Here is a 14,501-nt window from a genome sequence, read left to right on the forward strand (position 1 = left end):
CGCGCGGGGGGGAGAAAACCCCCCGGCGCTTCTTCGTGTGCCCGACTTGCGGAATACGCAACGAAGGTTCGCCGGTGCCGCCTTGGGAAGGGACGGCACCGGCGAACGGTTCAGTGGGTGCGGCCCTCCAAGAGCACCACCATGCGGTCGGCCCGCTCGGCGACCTTGGGGTCGTGGGTCACCACGACGACCGCTGCGTCGCGCACCCGGGCCTGGCCGATCAGCTGGTCCATGATCATGGTGCTGCTGGCGGCGTCCAGAGCGCCCGTGGGCTCGTCGGCGAGGATCAGTGAGGGCTCACGGCTCAGCGCGCGCGCCAGGGCCACACGCTGCTGCTCACCGCCGGACAGCTGGTGCGGCTGGGAGTGGAGGCGGTGCCCCAGTCCCACCGACTCCAGCAGTTCCTTGGAGCGGCTGCGGCGGCGCAGAACCGGCACACCGCCGAGCACCATCGGCACGCTGACGTTGGCCAGGGCCGAGCGTCGTTCCAACAGGTGGAACTGCTGGAACACGAACCCGATGCCGTCCCCCCGCAGCCGTGACACGCGTCCCTCGCGCAGGGGGGTGGTCTCCACACCGTCGAACACGTAGGAGCCGGCGCTGGGCCTGTCCAGCAGCCCCAGGACGTTCAGCAGGGTCGACTTGCCCGAGCCGGACTGGCCCATGATGGCCACGACCTCGCCCCGGGCGACGTCGAAGGTGCAGTCGTGCAGCACGTCGATCCGGGTGCCCGACACCATGAAGTGCCTGGAGAGGTTCCTCACCTGGAGGAGCGGTGAACCGGTCGGGCGCGTGTTCACGACCACGGGAGAGGGAGCGTCGGAGGTCATCTAGCCACCGATCCCGTAGAGCTCTTCGTCGAGATCCTCCTGGGACTCGGCCCCGGGGACGTCGAAGCGCGGGTCGAGCGGCACCGGGTCCAAGATGGTGTCGCCCGCCTCCAGACCATCGGTGACCTCGACGAGCTGGCCGTCGGACAGGCCCAGAGAAACCTCACGGGGCTCCTCGGTACCGTCCTCGGCCACCACGAGCACCTCGCCCTCCTCGGAGGTGCCGCGCACGGCGGTCACCGGGATGACCACCACGTCCTCGGCCTCACCGGTGCTCACCGACATCTGGCCCCGCACGCCGTCGAACACCTGGAGGTCGGTGGGGACCCGGCAGGACAGCTCGGCGCCGCCACCGCCGTCCTCGGTCCCACCCGGGAACTCGTCCTCCTCGTCCTGGCCCGCGGGAGCGCCGTCCTCGGCGGAACCCAGCGAGATGAACGCGCACGCGGCGGCGGGCGGACCCTTGTCGATCTTCAGCATGATGTCGTCGGGGTCGTCGTAGAGCCGGTACAGGTCGTTCGCGGGGACCGTGGCCACCGCGCGGAACCGGTCCGGGGCGACGGTCGCCACGGCCGCGCCGGGTTCCAGGACGTCGCCGACCTGCACCTCGCCCATGCCCTTGATCGTCCCGTCGGCGGGCGCGTACAGGGAGACCTCGGTGAAGGCGGGAGCGTCGTCCCCGTCCTCCTCGCCTGTGGCCGCGGCGGTGTCGGCGGGCACCCTCACGTTGAGGATCGGGGCGCCCTGTTCCACCGCGTCACCGTCGTTCAGCCACAGGTGGGTGACGGTGCCGCCCCGAGGGGCCTTGAGCGCCTTGCCCGGCTCCGGCCGCACCGTGGCGTCGAGCACTAGCAGGGAGCTGACCGTGCCCAGTTCCACGTCGATCGGCGCGCCGCCGACGTCCACTGCGGCCTCACCGAGGAACTCCTCCCCGCCGGAACCGCCGAAGCTGGACAGCAGGAAATAGCCGGAACCGACCAGGCCGAGCACCAGGGTGACGGCCGCGCCGATGATGATCCACTTCTTCACTTGTGTCTCCTATTCCCGCAGCCCTGCGACGACGGACGCGCGCAGCGCCCGGATCGCGGGGATGATCCCGGCCAAGAGCCCGACGACGGCCGCGCTGCCCAGCCCGACCAGGGCGGCGGAGGGCGGAACGGTCATGTTGATGTCGGGCGGCAGCCACATGAGGTTGCCGATGACGACCGCGGCCACGGCGACCAGCAACCAGGACAGGGCCAGGGCGATCAGGCCGGCCACGACCGCGACCACCACAGCCTCCATCACCACGGCCACGAACAGCGTGAACCGGCTCGCCCCGAGTGCCCGGTAGGTCGCCAGCTCGCGGCGCCGCTCCCGGACGGTGACCAGTCCGACGTTGAGGACGCCGAGCAGTCCGGTGGTCAGGGTGATGACCGCGACACCGATCAGCCCGATGGAGAGGTAGCCGATCAGTTCGTCGGTCATCTCCGAGTTGTCGGCGCGGTAGGCCATCAGGCTGTCCCGGCTGTCGATCCCCCAGCGCCAGCTGGCGGAGGCGAGGCGGTCGGTGAACTCCTCTCCGAAGTCCATCTCCTCGGCGGCGGAGTCGGTGGGGTCGATCCGCGCGACGTAGGTGACCTGCGAGGCCGTCGGCTTCTCGGGCGACCAGGAGGGGCCGAAGAGGATCTCCCCGGTGACGGGCGCGTTCAGGAGGTAGGCGCTGTGCCAACCCTGCTCGTACACGGAGCTCTGCGTGACGCCGACGATCCGCACGTTCGACCAGTGCCCGTGGCCGAGCTGGACGTCGGTGAAGTCGCCCAGCTCCTCGGCCAGGGCCTCGTTGACCACCAGCACCGGGGCGCGCGAGTCCAGGTCGGCTTCGGTGAACCACCGGCCCTGGGTCAGGTTGACGCGGCGGATGTCGCCGAGCGCGACGTCCACTCCGATGATGTCGACGTCACCGAAGACCTGGTCTCCCTGGCGCAGGGGCGGCGGGGACTCGGTCCTGTTGTGGAGCGACACCTCCAGCCCGCCCGCCCGGCCCAGGTCCTCCTCGAAGGCGTCGAGGTCGGTGATCTTGTCGAAGACGGTGACCTCCATGGTCGCCGCCCGTCCGGCGTTGGCCTCGCCGAAGGCGGTGGCGTAGCGCTGGCCGAGTTCGCCCGCGGTCACCACCATGATCAGGGCGCCGACACCGACGACGATGCCCGCGCAGGACAGGATGGTCCGGGCCACGTTGGCTCGGGAACCGGCGAAGGCCAGCACGATCCCAGCAGTGAGGGAACGCAGCATGGAGCCCCTTCCCGTGTGTCTGTAGGGCCCGGCGCGGCATCGGGCGGCGCCGGGTCGCCCCGCGAGTCGCGGGGTTTCAACAGACCCATCGCCAGTGCCGGGGTTTTCGGTTCATGCCTGAACGAATATTCCCTTGGCCGTTCCCGGCCACGCGGGGTCACCACAGTGACCGCGCTATTCGACCTCGAAACCGTCGCAGGTGATGGGCGCCCCGGTCCCCGCGTCGGACCACACCACCGTGTGGACGCCCGTGGCGAGTTCCTCGGCGCCGTCGAAGGCGTCCGGGTAGACCAGGCGTGCCCAGCCGGAGTCGTCCGGCTCGGCCTCGGCGGTCGCGATCTCCCCGGAAGGGTCGGTCACGGTGGCAGCGACCGGTCCGGAGTGATCGCCCTCGGAGTCGGACAGGCCGAGTTCCACGGTCTTCTCGTCCTCCACGGTCTCGCGCGGCGCTTCGCTGCGCCAGCCGCCGGGGAGCGCCGGATCCACGGCGGGGGAGCACGAGTAGCGGGCGGGGTCGAACAGGGTGTCGGGCACGCCGAGCCCGAGCGGGCCCGACGCGGCGGAGTCGCGCACGGTGTCGGCGATCATCTCGCTGAGCTGCTGCGGGCTGTGGCCGTGGCTCTGGGCGCACCCCGTGGCCAGGATGAGGACCGCGCCGCACAGCGCGACCGCGCGGCGCCGGTGGGTTGTCTTGGTCAGCACACAGCGCACGTTACTACTGAAAGTAATCGCGCAGGTGCTTTTCGTGGCCGTTCGGCGGCTATTCCGGACGGCGCAACGGGGTGGGACCACCGTTGAGCCAGGTGAGCGCCTGGTCGTGGACGGCTCCGTTGGTGCACACCAGGGGGCCGCCGTCCTCGAAGCCGTCGCCGCGCAGGTTGGTGGCGCGGCCGCCCGCCTCCTCCAGGATGATCGGCAGCGGAGCCGCGTCCCACAGCGAGAGCTCGGGCTCGGCGGCGATGTCCACGGTGCCCTCGGCGACCATCACGTGGGACCAGAAGTCACCGTAGGCCCGGGTCCGCCACACGGACCGCGTCAGCCCCAGGAAGGACTCCAGCCGCCCCTGCTCCTCCCAGCCGGTCAGCGAGGAGAAGCTCAGCGAGGCGTCCGCGAGGTCCTGAACCTTGGAGACCTGGCAACGGGAGGCCTTCGAGAGGCTGCGCCCGGACCAGGCGCCGCTGCCCTTGGAGGCCCACCAGCGGCGCTGCAGCGCGGGGGCCGAGACCACGCCCACCACGGGGCGGTCGCCCTCCAACAGGGCGATGAGGGTGGCCCACACCGGGACGCCGCGCACGTAGTTCTTGGTGCCGTCGATGGGGTCGATGACCCACACGCGGTTGCTGTTGCCGCTCCGGCCGTACTCCTCGCCCACCACCGCGTCGCGCGGGCGGGCGCGGGAGAGCACGCCCCGCAGGGTCTCCTCGACCATGCGGTCGGCCTCGGTCACCGGGGTCAGGTCCGGCTTGGTGTCGACAACCAGGTCGAGGGCGCGGAATCGCTTCATCGCGATGTCGTCGGCAGCGTCGGCGAGCACGTGGGCCAGCCGCAGATCATCGTCATAGGACACCATGGCCGGTAACGCTACCCTCCCAGGCACGAACATGCCCAAAGCGGCGCCCCCGGCGTGACCAGAGTGTTAGGGGGAGGAACATCCGGGGGCGCGAATGCGAGGATGGGGGCGTGAGCACAGACATACGGCCCCGGGAGGGCACCGGGGTCCGCGAACGGCTGATGGACGCCGCCCACGCCGAGGTGCTGGCGGGACGGTGGGGTGAGCGGCGGATGATCGACGTCGCCGCCACCGCGGGGGTGTCCAGGCAGACCCTCTACAACGTGTTCGGCAGCAAGGAGGGCCTCCTCCAGGCCGTGGTCGTGCGGGAGGTCACCACGCTCCTGGACACCGTCGAGGAGATGCTGGAGGCGGACGGCCACCACCCCGCGCACGCGGTGAGCCGCACCACCCGGATGGTTCTGCTCGCCGCGCGGGACAACCCCCTGCTGCTCGCCCTGGTCACCGGAGACGAACAGCTCCTCCCGGTGCTCACCACACGGTCGGCGCCGCTCCTGGACGCTCTGCGGGAACGCATCGCCTGGACCCTGGCGGAGCACTGCCCGCAGGTGCCCCCCGACACCGCTGACGCCGTGGCGGACGTCTCCCTGAGACTGACCGTTTCGTACGCGCTCCAACCCGTGGACCCCGACCTGGCGGCCCGCCGGGTGGAGATGGTCGTGCACGGCATGCTGCCGGTGGACCGCTAGGAGGCGAGGGTGTCGGAAGGGCGTGGACGTACCGAACGCGCCGAGGTGCTGCGCGCGTACATGCCCGGAGGAAGGATCACGTCCGTCCCCGTCCGCCGTCCCGACCGCCTCGTCCTCCTGGACCACGTCGCCCGGGCCTTCGAACCCGGGGTCCGCTACACCGAGGAGCAGCTCAACGCGGTACTGAGCAGGTACAGCGCGGACCACGTGGTGTTGCGTCGCAGCCTCGTGGACGAGGGGTTCATGGAGAGTGATCGGACCCACTACTGGCGCTGCGGCGGGACCGTCGACCTCTGAGCCGGGGCTCGTGACGAGCACCAGCGCTGTGCCGGACGCCTCGGCCCCTCGGTTGACTAGGCCCGCCGCACGAGCAGCTCGACAGCGCCCGAGGTGCCCTCGTCGGGGTACCCCTGGCCCAGTCGCTCCTCCAGGAGTTCCAGGTAGGGCGCGAGCAGTCGGAAGTCCACCTCCTGCTCCCGCGCGGCGACCTCGAAGGTACGGAAACCGGAGACCAGCATGGCCAGGTTGGCCTGTACGTTTCTGGTGTGGTCACCGCTCTCGAGCTGTTCGGCGACGGTGTCCGTGGACGTGAGCATGGCCGTGAGCCACGAGGTCAGCAGGCCCGAGAACTCCCTCAGCGGCATCTCCTCCGCACGCACCAGTGCGAAGGCGTGGGTGATCCCGGCGAACATGCCGTACATGGCGCTCAGCAGCGCGATGTCGTAGAGGGCGGCCGAACCGGGACGGGAGCCGGTGTGGCGCACGCCCAGGACGGCCGCCAGTGTCGACTCGTGTTCGTCCAGGACCTCGCGGGCACCGCTGTAGAACACGTAGCCCCCGGCCTCGGGGACACCCACCATCGAGGGGCTCGACATGATGCCGCCGCTGAGGAAGCGGGCACCGCGCTCCCGAGCCCACTCGGCGCGGGCGTCGGCCTCGTTCGGGGTGCCGGTGGTGAGGTCCACCAGGTCCTTGCCCCCGAGTTCGGCGCCCTCCAGCGCGTCGCCCACGGAGGCGTCATCCATCAGGCAGGTGACGACGAGCGTTCCGGCGGCGACGGCCTCGGCAGCCGTGTCGGCTACGTCGGCGCCGAGCGCGCGCAGGGGTTCGGTCCGTGAGGCGGTGCGGTTCCAGACGGTCAGGGGGTGGCCGGCGGAGAGCCAGGCGCTGGCGAGGGCGGTGCCCATCGCGCCGAGTCCGAGCAGGACGACGCGGGGCTTGGTGTCGTTGGTCATGTGTCTAGGCTTGTGTCGCGCTCGCCCCAGGACAAGTACGCACTTTGGAGTGGGTGCGCACTTCGGGGTAAGCGAACGGGTGGAAGGGGTGGTGGCATGACCGCCAGACGCGGGGAGCTCGCGTATCACTGCGGGATCGACGCCGCGATGGACGTGGTGAGCGGCAAGTGGAAGGTTCTGGTCCTGTGGGCGCTCGACGAGCGGCCCCGCCGGTTCGGCGAGCTGCGCCGCGCCCTGCCGGGGATCACCGAGAAGGTGCTCGCCTCGCACCTGCGTGAGCTGGAGGACGACGGGATCGTGCGGCGTGAGGACTTCGCCGAGGTTCCGCCCAGAGTGGAGTACTCGCTGACCGATCTCGGCCGGAGCCTGAACCGCGCCCTGCAGCCCCTCGGAGCCTGGGGACGCGAGCACCGCCTCCCCGCCGACTACTCCGGAGCCCCCAGCACCTGAACGCCACCACCGATGCCACGGGTCCCCTGAGCGTCCCCGCCGACCAGCCGGTCGGAAGCGCGGCCTGGCCCGGTCGCCGAAGGCCGCCGGGTCAGGAGTGGGGGCCGGGCGGGGGAGCGGTGGTGTCGGTGTCCTCGTCGCCCTCGCGGCTGCTGAGCAGCCTGCGGAGCGAGGCCACCCGCTCCGGGTCCACCTCACCCCGCTCCAGAGCCGCGCCGATGGCGCACTCCGGGGAGTCGGGCTGGTGGGAGCAGGCGGGCGGGCAGTCGGCGGCGATCTCGGCGAGGTCCTGGAACCCGGACACGATCTCCTCGGGGGAGACGTGCGCCAGGCCGAAGCTCCGCACCCCCGGGGTGTCGATGAGCCAGCCGCCCTCGAACCGCAGCGCGAGCGCCGAGGTCGACGTGTGGCGGCCGCGCCCGGTGACGGCGTTCACGTGACCCACCGCGCGATCCGTGCCCGGGACCAACCGATTCACCAGGGTGGACTTGCCCACGCCGGAGGAGCCCACGAACACCGTGGTCCGGTCCGCCAAGCGGGAACGCAGCTCGTCGAGGTCACCCTCCGGGCTCAGCACCTCGTAGGGAAGCCCGAGTGGCTTGTAGGTGCCCAGCATCTCGTCGGGCGAGGCGAGGTCGGCCTTGGTCAGGCAGAGCAGCGGCTCCAGCCCGGCGTCGTAGGCGGCCACCAGGCAACGGTCTACGAAGCGCGGCTGCGGAGCCGGGTCCGCGAGGGCGCAGACGATGGCCAGCTGGTCGGCGTTGGCCACGATCACCCGCTCCACCGGGTCGGTGTCGTCGGCCGTGCGTCTGAGCACGGAGGCGCGCTCGCGCACCCGGACCACACGGGCCAGGGTGTCGGGTCTGCCGGTCAGGTCCCCGACCACGTCCACGCGGTCGCCGACCACGATCGATCCCCGGCCGAGTTCGCGGGCCTTCATCGCCACTACGGGGACACCGTTCACCAGGCAGCGGTACCGGCCCCGGTCCACCGCGGTGACCAGGCCCTCCACGGCGTCCTCGTGCTTGGGCCGCTTACGGGTGCGGGGCTTGGAGCCGCCCCGGGCACGCACTCGGATGTCGTCCTCGTCCAGGTGGCGTCCCCCGCCCCGCGTGCGGCTCATGCCAGGACCTCCGACCACAGGCCGGGGAAGTCCGGCAGGGTCTTGCGCGTGGTGGCGATGTTCTCCACCTCCACCCCGGGCACCGCGAGCCCGATCACTGCGCCGGACGTGGCCATGCGGTGGTCGTCGTAGGAGTGGAACACCCCGCCGTGCAGGGGCCGGGGCCGGATGACCAGCCCGTCGGGCAGCTCCTCCACGTCCCCGCCCAGGCGGTTGATCTCGGCGGCCAGCGCGGCGATGCGGTCGGTCTCGTGGCGGCGCAGGTGGGCGATCCCCGTGAGCCTCGAGGGGGAGTCGGCCAGGGCCGCGACGGCGGCGATGGTGGGGGTGAGTTCGCCCACGTCGCGCAGGTCGGCGGTGATCCCGTGGATCTCCCCGGTTCCGCGCAGGGTCAGGTCCTGGCCCGAACGGGAGACCTCCCCGCCCATCCGGGTGAACAGGTCGCGCAGGGCGTCGCCGGGCTGGGTCGTGCTCTCCGGCCACCCCTGCACGGTCACCTCACCCTTGCTGACCAGCGCGGCGGCAAGGAAGGGTGCGGCGTTGGAGAGGTCGGGCTCGACGGTGATCTCCGAGGCACGGACCGGACCGGGCTCCACCAGCCACGAGTTCTCGCCGGTGGTGACCCGCACGCCCACGGCGCGCAGCATCTCCACGGTCATGTCCAGGTGCGGCTGGGAGGGCACGGGCGGCCCCTCGTGCCGCACGTGCACGCCCTCGGTGAAGCGGGCGCCGCTGAGCAGCAGCGCGGACACGAACTGCGAGGAACCCGAGGCGTCCAGGGAGACCTCGCCGCCGCGTACGGCACCGGTCCCGTGGATGGTCAGCGGCAGCGCGCCGCGCCCCTGGTCGTCGATGTCGGCGCCGAGGTCGCGCAGTGCCGCGAGTAGTTCGTCCACCGGCCGCTCACGGGCGCGCGGGTCGCCGTCGAAGTGCACGTCCCCCGTGGCCAGCGCGGCCAGCGGCGGCACGAAGCGCATGACGGTGCCCGCGTTGCCCACGTCCACGCTGGCCGGACCGTGCGGGGACACCGGGGTGACGGACAGGTCCGGGACCCCGGGGTCGTCCGAGGGCAGCTCGCTCACCTGGATGCCCAGGGCGCGCAGGGCCCCCACCATGAGTTCGCTGTCCCGGCTCACCAGGGGTCGGCGCACCACGCACGGGGTCTCGGAGAGCGCCGCCAGGATCAGCGCCCGGTTGGTGACGGACTTGGAACCGGGCAGGCTGACGCGGGCACGCACCGGCTGCCGCGCGACGGGCGCGGGCCAGTGCTCCCCGGCGGGAGTGGCGGGCGAGGTGGACGGCGTGGGCGCGGAGTCAGGCATGCTCCAAGGTTATCGGTCCGGACCCGGGTCCGGAGGAACGAGTGGTCGGCCTGTGGACGGCGGTGGGGGAGGGGCAGGGGGGTAGGTGCGGATGTGGTCGGACGTATCCTGGAATGCGCCATGGTGTATCTGGATCACGCAGCCACGACCGAGGTCCGACCCGAGGTGATCGCCGATGTGGCGGCGGAACTCGGCTCCCTCGGTAACCCATCGTCCCTGCACGGCCACGGACGGGCCGCTCGGCGTACCGTCGAGGAGTCCCGAGAACGCGTCGCCGAGGCGGTGGGCTCCACCCCGCACGAGGTGGTGTTCACCGCGGGCGGGACCGAGTCGAACAACATCGCGATCAAGGGCCTGTACTGGTCACGCAACGCCGAGGACCCCGCGCGCAGACGCATCCTCGTCAGCGCCGTCGAACACCACGCGGCGCTCGACCCCGCGCGCTGGATGGCCGACCACCAGGGTGCGGTCCACGAGGAACTGCCCGTGGACGCCCTGGGCCGGGTGGACCCGAAGACTCTGCGCGCGGTCATCGAGCGCGACCCCGCGTCCGTGGCCGTGGTCTCGGTGATGTGGGCCAACAACGAGATCGGCACCGTGCAGCCGGTGCGTGAGCTGGCCGCGGTCGCCGCCGAGTACGGCGTCCCCTTCCACACGGACGCGGTACAGGCCTTGGGCGCTGTCGAGGTGGACTTCGCGGCGAGCGGCGTGAGCGCGCTGACACTGAGCGGCCACAAACTGGGCGGACCGGTGGGCAGCGGCGCCCTGGTGGTCGCCCGCGGGCTCGCCCCGACCCCTGTCCTGCACGGCGGCGGACAGGAACGCGACATCCGCTCCGGCACGCTGTCGGCCCCGTTCGCCCGCGGCCTCGCCACCGCCGTACACGCCGCCGTCCAGGGGCGCGAGGAGCACGCCAAACACCTCACGGCGCTCCGCGACGAGCTGGAGTCCCGGGTCCGGGACGTCGTGCCCGACGTGGTGGTCAACGGCGATCCGTGGCTACGGCTCCCGGGGATCGCCCACCTGTCGTTCCCCGGCTGCGAGGGCGACGCGCTGCTGATGCTGCTGGACGCCAGGGGCATCTCCTGCTCCACCGGCTCGGCGTGCTCGGCGGGCGTGGCCCAGCCCAGCCACGTGCTGCTGGCCACCGGGGCCGACCCCGACAGGGCTCTGAGCAGTCTTCGGTTGTCCCTGGGCCGGACCTCCACCGAGGAGGACGTCGACCGGCTGGTCGAGGCGATCGGCCCGGCTGTCGAACGCGCCCGCGCGGCCATGGCCAAGCGGCGGCGCTGACCCCGACCACCCGCACGACGACGGCGGCGGTGCCACAGGGCACCGCCGCCGTCGTGACTGCCCCCGAGGCCGGGGGCGTGGGGGTCAGTCCCCCGAACGCTTGATGGTGACGGACTCCAGCACGATGTCACTGGTGGGGCGGTCGCCGCTGTCCGTCTCGACCGTCGAGATCGCCTCCACGACCGCCATCGAGTCCTCGTCGGCCACCTTGCCGAAGATGGTGTGCATGCCGGTCAGGTGCGGAGTGGGCGCCACAGTGACGAAGAACTGCGACCCGTTGGTGTTGGGGCCGGAGTTGGCCATGGCCAGCAGACCGGGCTCGTCGAAGCCGTGGTCGGACTCGAACTCGTCCTCGAACTGGTAGCCGGGGCCGCCGCGGCCGGTCCCGGTCGGGTCGCCGCCCTGGATCATGAAACCGTCGATCACGCGGTGGAACACCGTGTCGTCGTAGAACTCGGCAGCCCCCGTCTCCTCGTTCACCGGGCCGTCGCCCTCGGCGAGCTCGACGAAGTTGGTGACGGTCAACGGGGCGTCCGAGGCGAAGAGCTCCACCTCGATGTCGCCCTCACTGGTGTGCAGCGTGGCCCCGTCGACGTCGGGGACCTCCACCTCGGCCTTCGACTCCGGCTCCGGTGACTCCGGCTCGTCGTTCTGGCACGCGGCCGTGGCCAGGAGGGCGGTGGAGGCGAGGATCGCTACCGGCAGGGTCAAGCGGTTCATCGGTTCACTTCCGGGGTCAGGTTCGCGGCGGGGCGGCACACAGGTTACTGCGGACGGTCGGACACCGGTCCCTTGGGCTGGCCCGACCGCCCCTACCGAGGCACGCCGGGGCCTTCGGGGGCGTGGTCAGGACGACGGGCCGATCGGGTCCTCGTCCCCGTCGCGGTCGCGGCTCGTTTCATCCGAACCGGACTCCTCCCCGGAGCCGCCGCGCCCGTGCTCGCGCTCCTGGCGCTCCCGGGACTCGCGTTCCTGGATCTCCCTGGCGCGGCTGCGCTGCTCCTCGGCGCGCTCGCGGCAGCGCCGCAGGAACGCCTCGTCCTCCTCCGGGGAGATCGCGCGGGCGCGCCCGGGGTGCTCGTACTCGGGGAAGGGCGGAGGCGGCCCGGCCGGGCCCTGGGCGAGGACGGGGTCCCGGGGCGGGCGGCCCAGAAGGAACCACAGCGCGGCGCCCACCTTGGGCAGGAGCAGGACGATCACCGCCCACACCGGTTTGGGCAGCAGACGGATCCTCGCGGAGTCGGATCCGATGACGTCGAAGAGCACGTACACCCAGAAGACGAGCGACAAGAGGGCGAGGAAGAGGGCGAAGTAGACCAACGGACCTTCCAATCGGGGGAAACACTCGACAGCGCTGGGGCGACATCATCGACTTTGTACTGACTTATCACGGATGGCCGCACCCGCCCGGTCGCTTGACCAGCCGCCCCGAGCCGGGAGAAGGTCGGACCACAGGGGCTGGGGCGTCGCACAGAGGGTACGTCACCACATGTCCCCTCAGGTGTCTGCTGACCGGCCGAGAACGGGAGAGGTTATGGACGTGAACACCGCGTTGCCGTCGGCGATGTGGCTCCCCTTCGGGGCACGGGTGCTGCGGGCCCGCTCCGACCTGGGACTTTCACGCGCCGAGCTCGCCAGGAACGTCGGGGTCACCGACGACAAACTCCGCGAGGTCGAGGACGCGCACTGCCGCCCGGCAAGATCCCTGGTCGAACGGGTCGACACGGCGCTGGGCACCGAGCACCAGCTGGTCGACGCCTGGGCGATCACTCTCCAGGCCGAGGCCTTCCCGAGCGAGTTCGGCGACATGAGCGAGCTCGGCACGCACGCCGCGCAGCTGTGGGAGCACCAGCCGATGGCGGTCCCCGTCTTCCTGCGCACCCGCGAGTACTCGCGGGCCATCCTCGAACCCCGCCACCCCAACCTCGACCACGAGGAGATCGAGGCGATGGTGGACGACGAGATGGCCGAGCGCGCGGCCACCACGGGCCCCGACGGCCCCGCCCTGCGCGTGGTCCTCAACGAGTCCGTGCTCCAGCGGCCCCAGGGCGGCGCCGAGGTCCTCAACGGCCAGCGCAACTTCCTCGCCGACCTCGTCAAGGCGGGCATCGTCAGCCTCGCGGTGATCCCCGAGGAGACCCCGCACCACCCGGGACTGGGCGGCGCGTTCCGGATCATGGAGTTCGCCGACCGCCCCAGCATGGTCTACGCCTTCGCCGCACAGGGGGGCGAGCTCACCGGGGACACCGAGGACGTCGGCCACTGCCGCATGGTGCGCGACTCCATCGAGGAGTCCAGTGTGGACCTCAGCCCCGAGTCCGAACTCCTCACCGCGCGCTGGCCCCAGGAATGACGATGTGTTGGGTGATCGGTCACGGAACACCCTTGGGAACGTGACCGCCATGGGCTAGGTTGCCCGCCATGGATATCGCAATCACTTCCGGATACGTGGTTCCCGTCGACGGCGACCCCATCGACGGAGGCACGGTCCTCATCTCCGACGGGAAGATCGCCGCGGTCGGGCCGGCCGCGGACGTCACGGTCCCCGAGGGCGCGGAGATCGTCGACGCTGCGGGCCAGTGGGTCCTGCCCGGCTTCGTCGAGGCCCACGGCCACGTCGGCATCCACGAGGAGACCATCGGCTGGGCCGGTGACGACACCAACGAGATGACCGACCCCAACGGCGCCCGCATGCGTGCGATCGACGCCATCAACCCCGCTGACCAGGGGTTCGCCGACGCCCTGTCCGGGGGCGTCACCAGTTCGGTGATCAAGCCCGGTTCCGGCAACCCCATCGGCGGCCGCACCGTCGCCCTGAAGATGTGGGGCCGCAGCGTCGAGGACCGGCTGCTCAAGGAGCCCGCCAGCGTCAAGAGCGCCCTCGGTGAGAACCCCAAGCGGGTCTACGGCAAGAAGGACACCCTCCCCTCCACCCGGCAGGGCGTGGCCGCGGTCATCCGCGACGCCTTCACCAAGGCCGAGGACTACCGGACCAAGCGGGACCACGCCGCACAGGAGGGCACGCCCTTCGACCGCGACAACACCCTGGAGACCCTCGTCCAGGTGCTCGACGGCGAGGTGCCCTGGTGCCAGCACGTGCACCGCGCCGACGACATGCACACCGCCATGCGCCTGGCAGACGAGTTCGGCTACCGGCTCATCATCAACCACTGCACCGAGGGCCACCTGCTGGCCGACGAGATCGCCGCGCGCGGCATCCCCGTCATCACCGGTCCGCTGATGACCAGCCGCTCCAAGGTGGAGGTGGGCAACCGTACCCTGGCCAACCCGGGCATCCTGGACCGCGCGGGCGTGAAGGTCGCCCTCACCACCGACGCCCCGGTCATCCCGATCGAGTTCCTCGTCTACCAGGCGATCCTGTGCGTCAAGGAGGGCATGGACCGCGACTCCGCGATCCGCGCGCTCACGGTGAACCCCGCCGAGATCATGGGCCTGGACGACCGGGTCGGTTCCCTGCGCCCCGGGCTGGACGCCGACGTCGTGGTGTGGTCCGGCGACCCGCTCGACATCATGAGCCGCGCCCAGCGCGTGTTCGTGGACGGTCGCGAGGTGTACACCTACGACGAGTCGAAGCGAGCCGGGGTCGTCGCGGACGCCTACTACCGGGAGTCCTGAGCCCGGTCAGGGAAGCGGGGCCGAGCATCCCCACACCGGCCCTCTGAGGTACCTCAGACGTCCCCGCGCCGTGGCCCCC

16 protein-coding genes are annotated in these 14,501 nt (G+C 71.5%); 6 read left to right on the plus strand and 10 right to left on the minus strand.

The window, feature by feature from the left end; all coding sequences use genetic code 11:
- Positions 1-110: 110 nt before the first annotated feature.
- The 5 genes from KBX21_RS25860 to hisN all read right to left on the minus strand — a co-directional run bounded on the left by KBX21_RS25860 (position 111) and on the right by hisN (position 4,674).
- Entirely contained in the window at positions 111-830 is a 720-nt protein-coding gene (locus tag KBX21_RS25860) for an ABC transporter ATP-binding protein (RefSeq protein ID WP_049572230.1), read from the minus strand.
- Positions 831-1,859 carry an efflux RND transporter periplasmic adaptor subunit gene (locus KBX21_RS25865; protein WP_210844241.1) on the minus strand — a complete coding sequence of 343 codons (1,029 nt, stop codon included), beginning with the start codon at positions 1,857-1,859 and terminating at the stop codon, positions 831-833.
- Positions 1,860-1,868: 9 nt separating this feature from the next.
- Positions 1,869-3,104, minus strand: a complete 1,236-nt coding sequence (locus KBX21_RS25870; RefSeq protein WP_210844243.1) for an ABC transporter permease — start codon at positions 3,102-3,104, stop codon at positions 1,869-1,871.
- Between the two features lie 174 nt (positions 3,105-3,278).
- Positions 3,279-3,806 carry a hypothetical protein gene (locus tag KBX21_RS25875; protein WP_210844245.1) on the minus strand — a complete coding sequence of 176 codons (528 nt, stop codon included), beginning with the start codon at positions 3,804-3,806 and terminating at the stop codon, positions 3,279-3,281.
- 58 nt (positions 3,807-3,864) lie between these two features.
- A complete protein-coding gene (gene hisN, locus KBX21_RS25880) occupies positions 3,865-4,674 on the minus strand; it encodes a histidinol-phosphatase (RefSeq protein WP_049572218.1) in 810 nt (269 codons plus the stop codon).
- Positions 4,675-4,835: 161 nt separating this feature from the next.
- Here hisN and KBX21_RS25885 point away from each other — a divergent pair, with 161 nt between their 5' ends.
- Together KBX21_RS25885 and KBX21_RS25890 are read left to right on the plus strand one after the other, a co-directional pair.
- Entirely contained in the window at positions 4,836-5,363 is a 528-nt protein-coding gene (locus KBX21_RS25885; protein WP_049572289.1) for a TetR family transcriptional regulator, read from the plus strand.
- Positions 5,364-5,423: 60 nt separating this feature from the next.
- A complete protein-coding gene (locus KBX21_RS25890) occupies positions 5,424-5,660 on the plus strand; it encodes a DUF2087 domain-containing protein (RefSeq protein ID WP_210844259.1) in 237 nt (78 codons plus the stop codon).
- Positions 5,661-5,716: 56 nt separating this feature from the next.
- Here the strand turns inward: KBX21_RS25890 and KBX21_RS25895 are convergent, their stop codons facing one another.
- Positions 5,717-6,598: an NAD(P)-dependent oxidoreductase gene (locus tag KBX21_RS25895; protein WP_210844247.1), complete on the minus strand. Its 882-nt coding sequence runs from the start codon at positions 6,596-6,598 to the stop codon at positions 5,717-5,719.
- A 96-nt stretch (positions 6,599-6,694) separates the two neighbouring features.
- On the opposite strand from KBX21_RS25895, the gene KBX21_RS25900 reads away from it, so the two are divergent.
- Positions 6,695-7,048 carry a helix-turn-helix domain-containing protein gene (locus KBX21_RS25900; protein ID WP_210844249.1) on the plus strand — a complete coding sequence of 118 codons (354 nt, stop codon included), beginning with the start codon at positions 6,695-6,697 and terminating at the stop codon, positions 7,046-7,048.
- Positions 7,049-7,139: 91 nt separating this feature from the next.
- Here the strand turns inward: KBX21_RS25900 and rsgA are convergent, their stop codons facing one another.
- Both rsgA and aroA read right to left on the minus strand, forming a co-directional pair.
- Entirely contained in the window at positions 7,140-8,171 is a 1,032-nt protein-coding gene (rsgA, locus tag KBX21_RS25905; protein WP_210844251.1) for a ribosome small subunit-dependent GTPase A, read from the minus strand.
- A complete protein-coding gene (aroA, locus tag KBX21_RS25910) occupies positions 8,168-9,493 on the minus strand; it encodes a 3-phosphoshikimate 1-carboxyvinyltransferase (protein ID WP_210844253.1) in 1,326 nt (441 codons plus the stop codon). The genes rsgA and aroA overlap by 4 nt, the downstream gene beginning before the upstream one ends.
- A 120-nt stretch (positions 9,494-9,613) precedes the next feature.
- Here aroA and KBX21_RS25915 point away from each other — a divergent pair, with 120 nt between their 5' ends.
- Entirely contained in the window at positions 9,614-10,786 is a 1,173-nt protein-coding gene (locus tag KBX21_RS25915) for a cysteine desulfurase family protein (RefSeq protein ID WP_210844255.1), read from the plus strand.
- 84 nt (positions 10,787-10,870) lie between these two features.
- On the opposite strand, the gene KBX21_RS25920 is transcribed toward KBX21_RS25915, so the two are convergent.
- Positions 10,871-11,506 carry a peptidylprolyl isomerase gene (locus tag KBX21_RS25920; protein WP_247666361.1) on the minus strand — a complete coding sequence of 212 codons (636 nt, stop codon included), beginning with the start codon at positions 11,504-11,506 and terminating at the stop codon, positions 10,871-10,873.
- A 126-nt stretch (positions 11,507-11,632) separates the two neighbouring features.
- A complete protein-coding gene (locus tag KBX21_RS25925) occupies positions 11,633-12,106 on the minus strand; it encodes a PLD nuclease N-terminal domain-containing protein (RefSeq protein WP_049572202.1) in 474 nt (157 codons plus the stop codon).
- 214 nt (positions 12,107-12,320) lie between these two features.
- Here KBX21_RS25925 and KBX21_RS25930 point away from each other — a divergent pair, with 214 nt between their 5' ends.
- Positions 12,321-13,139, plus strand: a complete 819-nt coding sequence (locus KBX21_RS25930) for a helix-turn-helix transcriptional regulator (protein WP_210844257.1) — start codon at positions 12,321-12,323, stop codon at positions 13,137-13,139.
- Between the two features lie 68 nt (positions 13,140-13,207).
- Positions 13,208-14,422, plus strand: coding sequence for an amidohydrolase (locus KBX21_RS25935; RefSeq protein ID WP_049572194.1), 1,215 nt, complete (start codon positions 13,208-13,210; stop codon positions 14,420-14,422).
- The last annotated feature ends 79 nt before the right edge of the window (positions 14,423-14,501 follow it).

Source organism: Nocardiopsis sp. B62 (genome assembly GCF_018070675.1).
In the GTDB taxonomy this organism is placed as follows: Bacteria; Actinomycetota; Actinomycetes; order Streptosporangiales; family Streptosporangiaceae; genus Nocardiopsis; species Nocardiopsis prasina.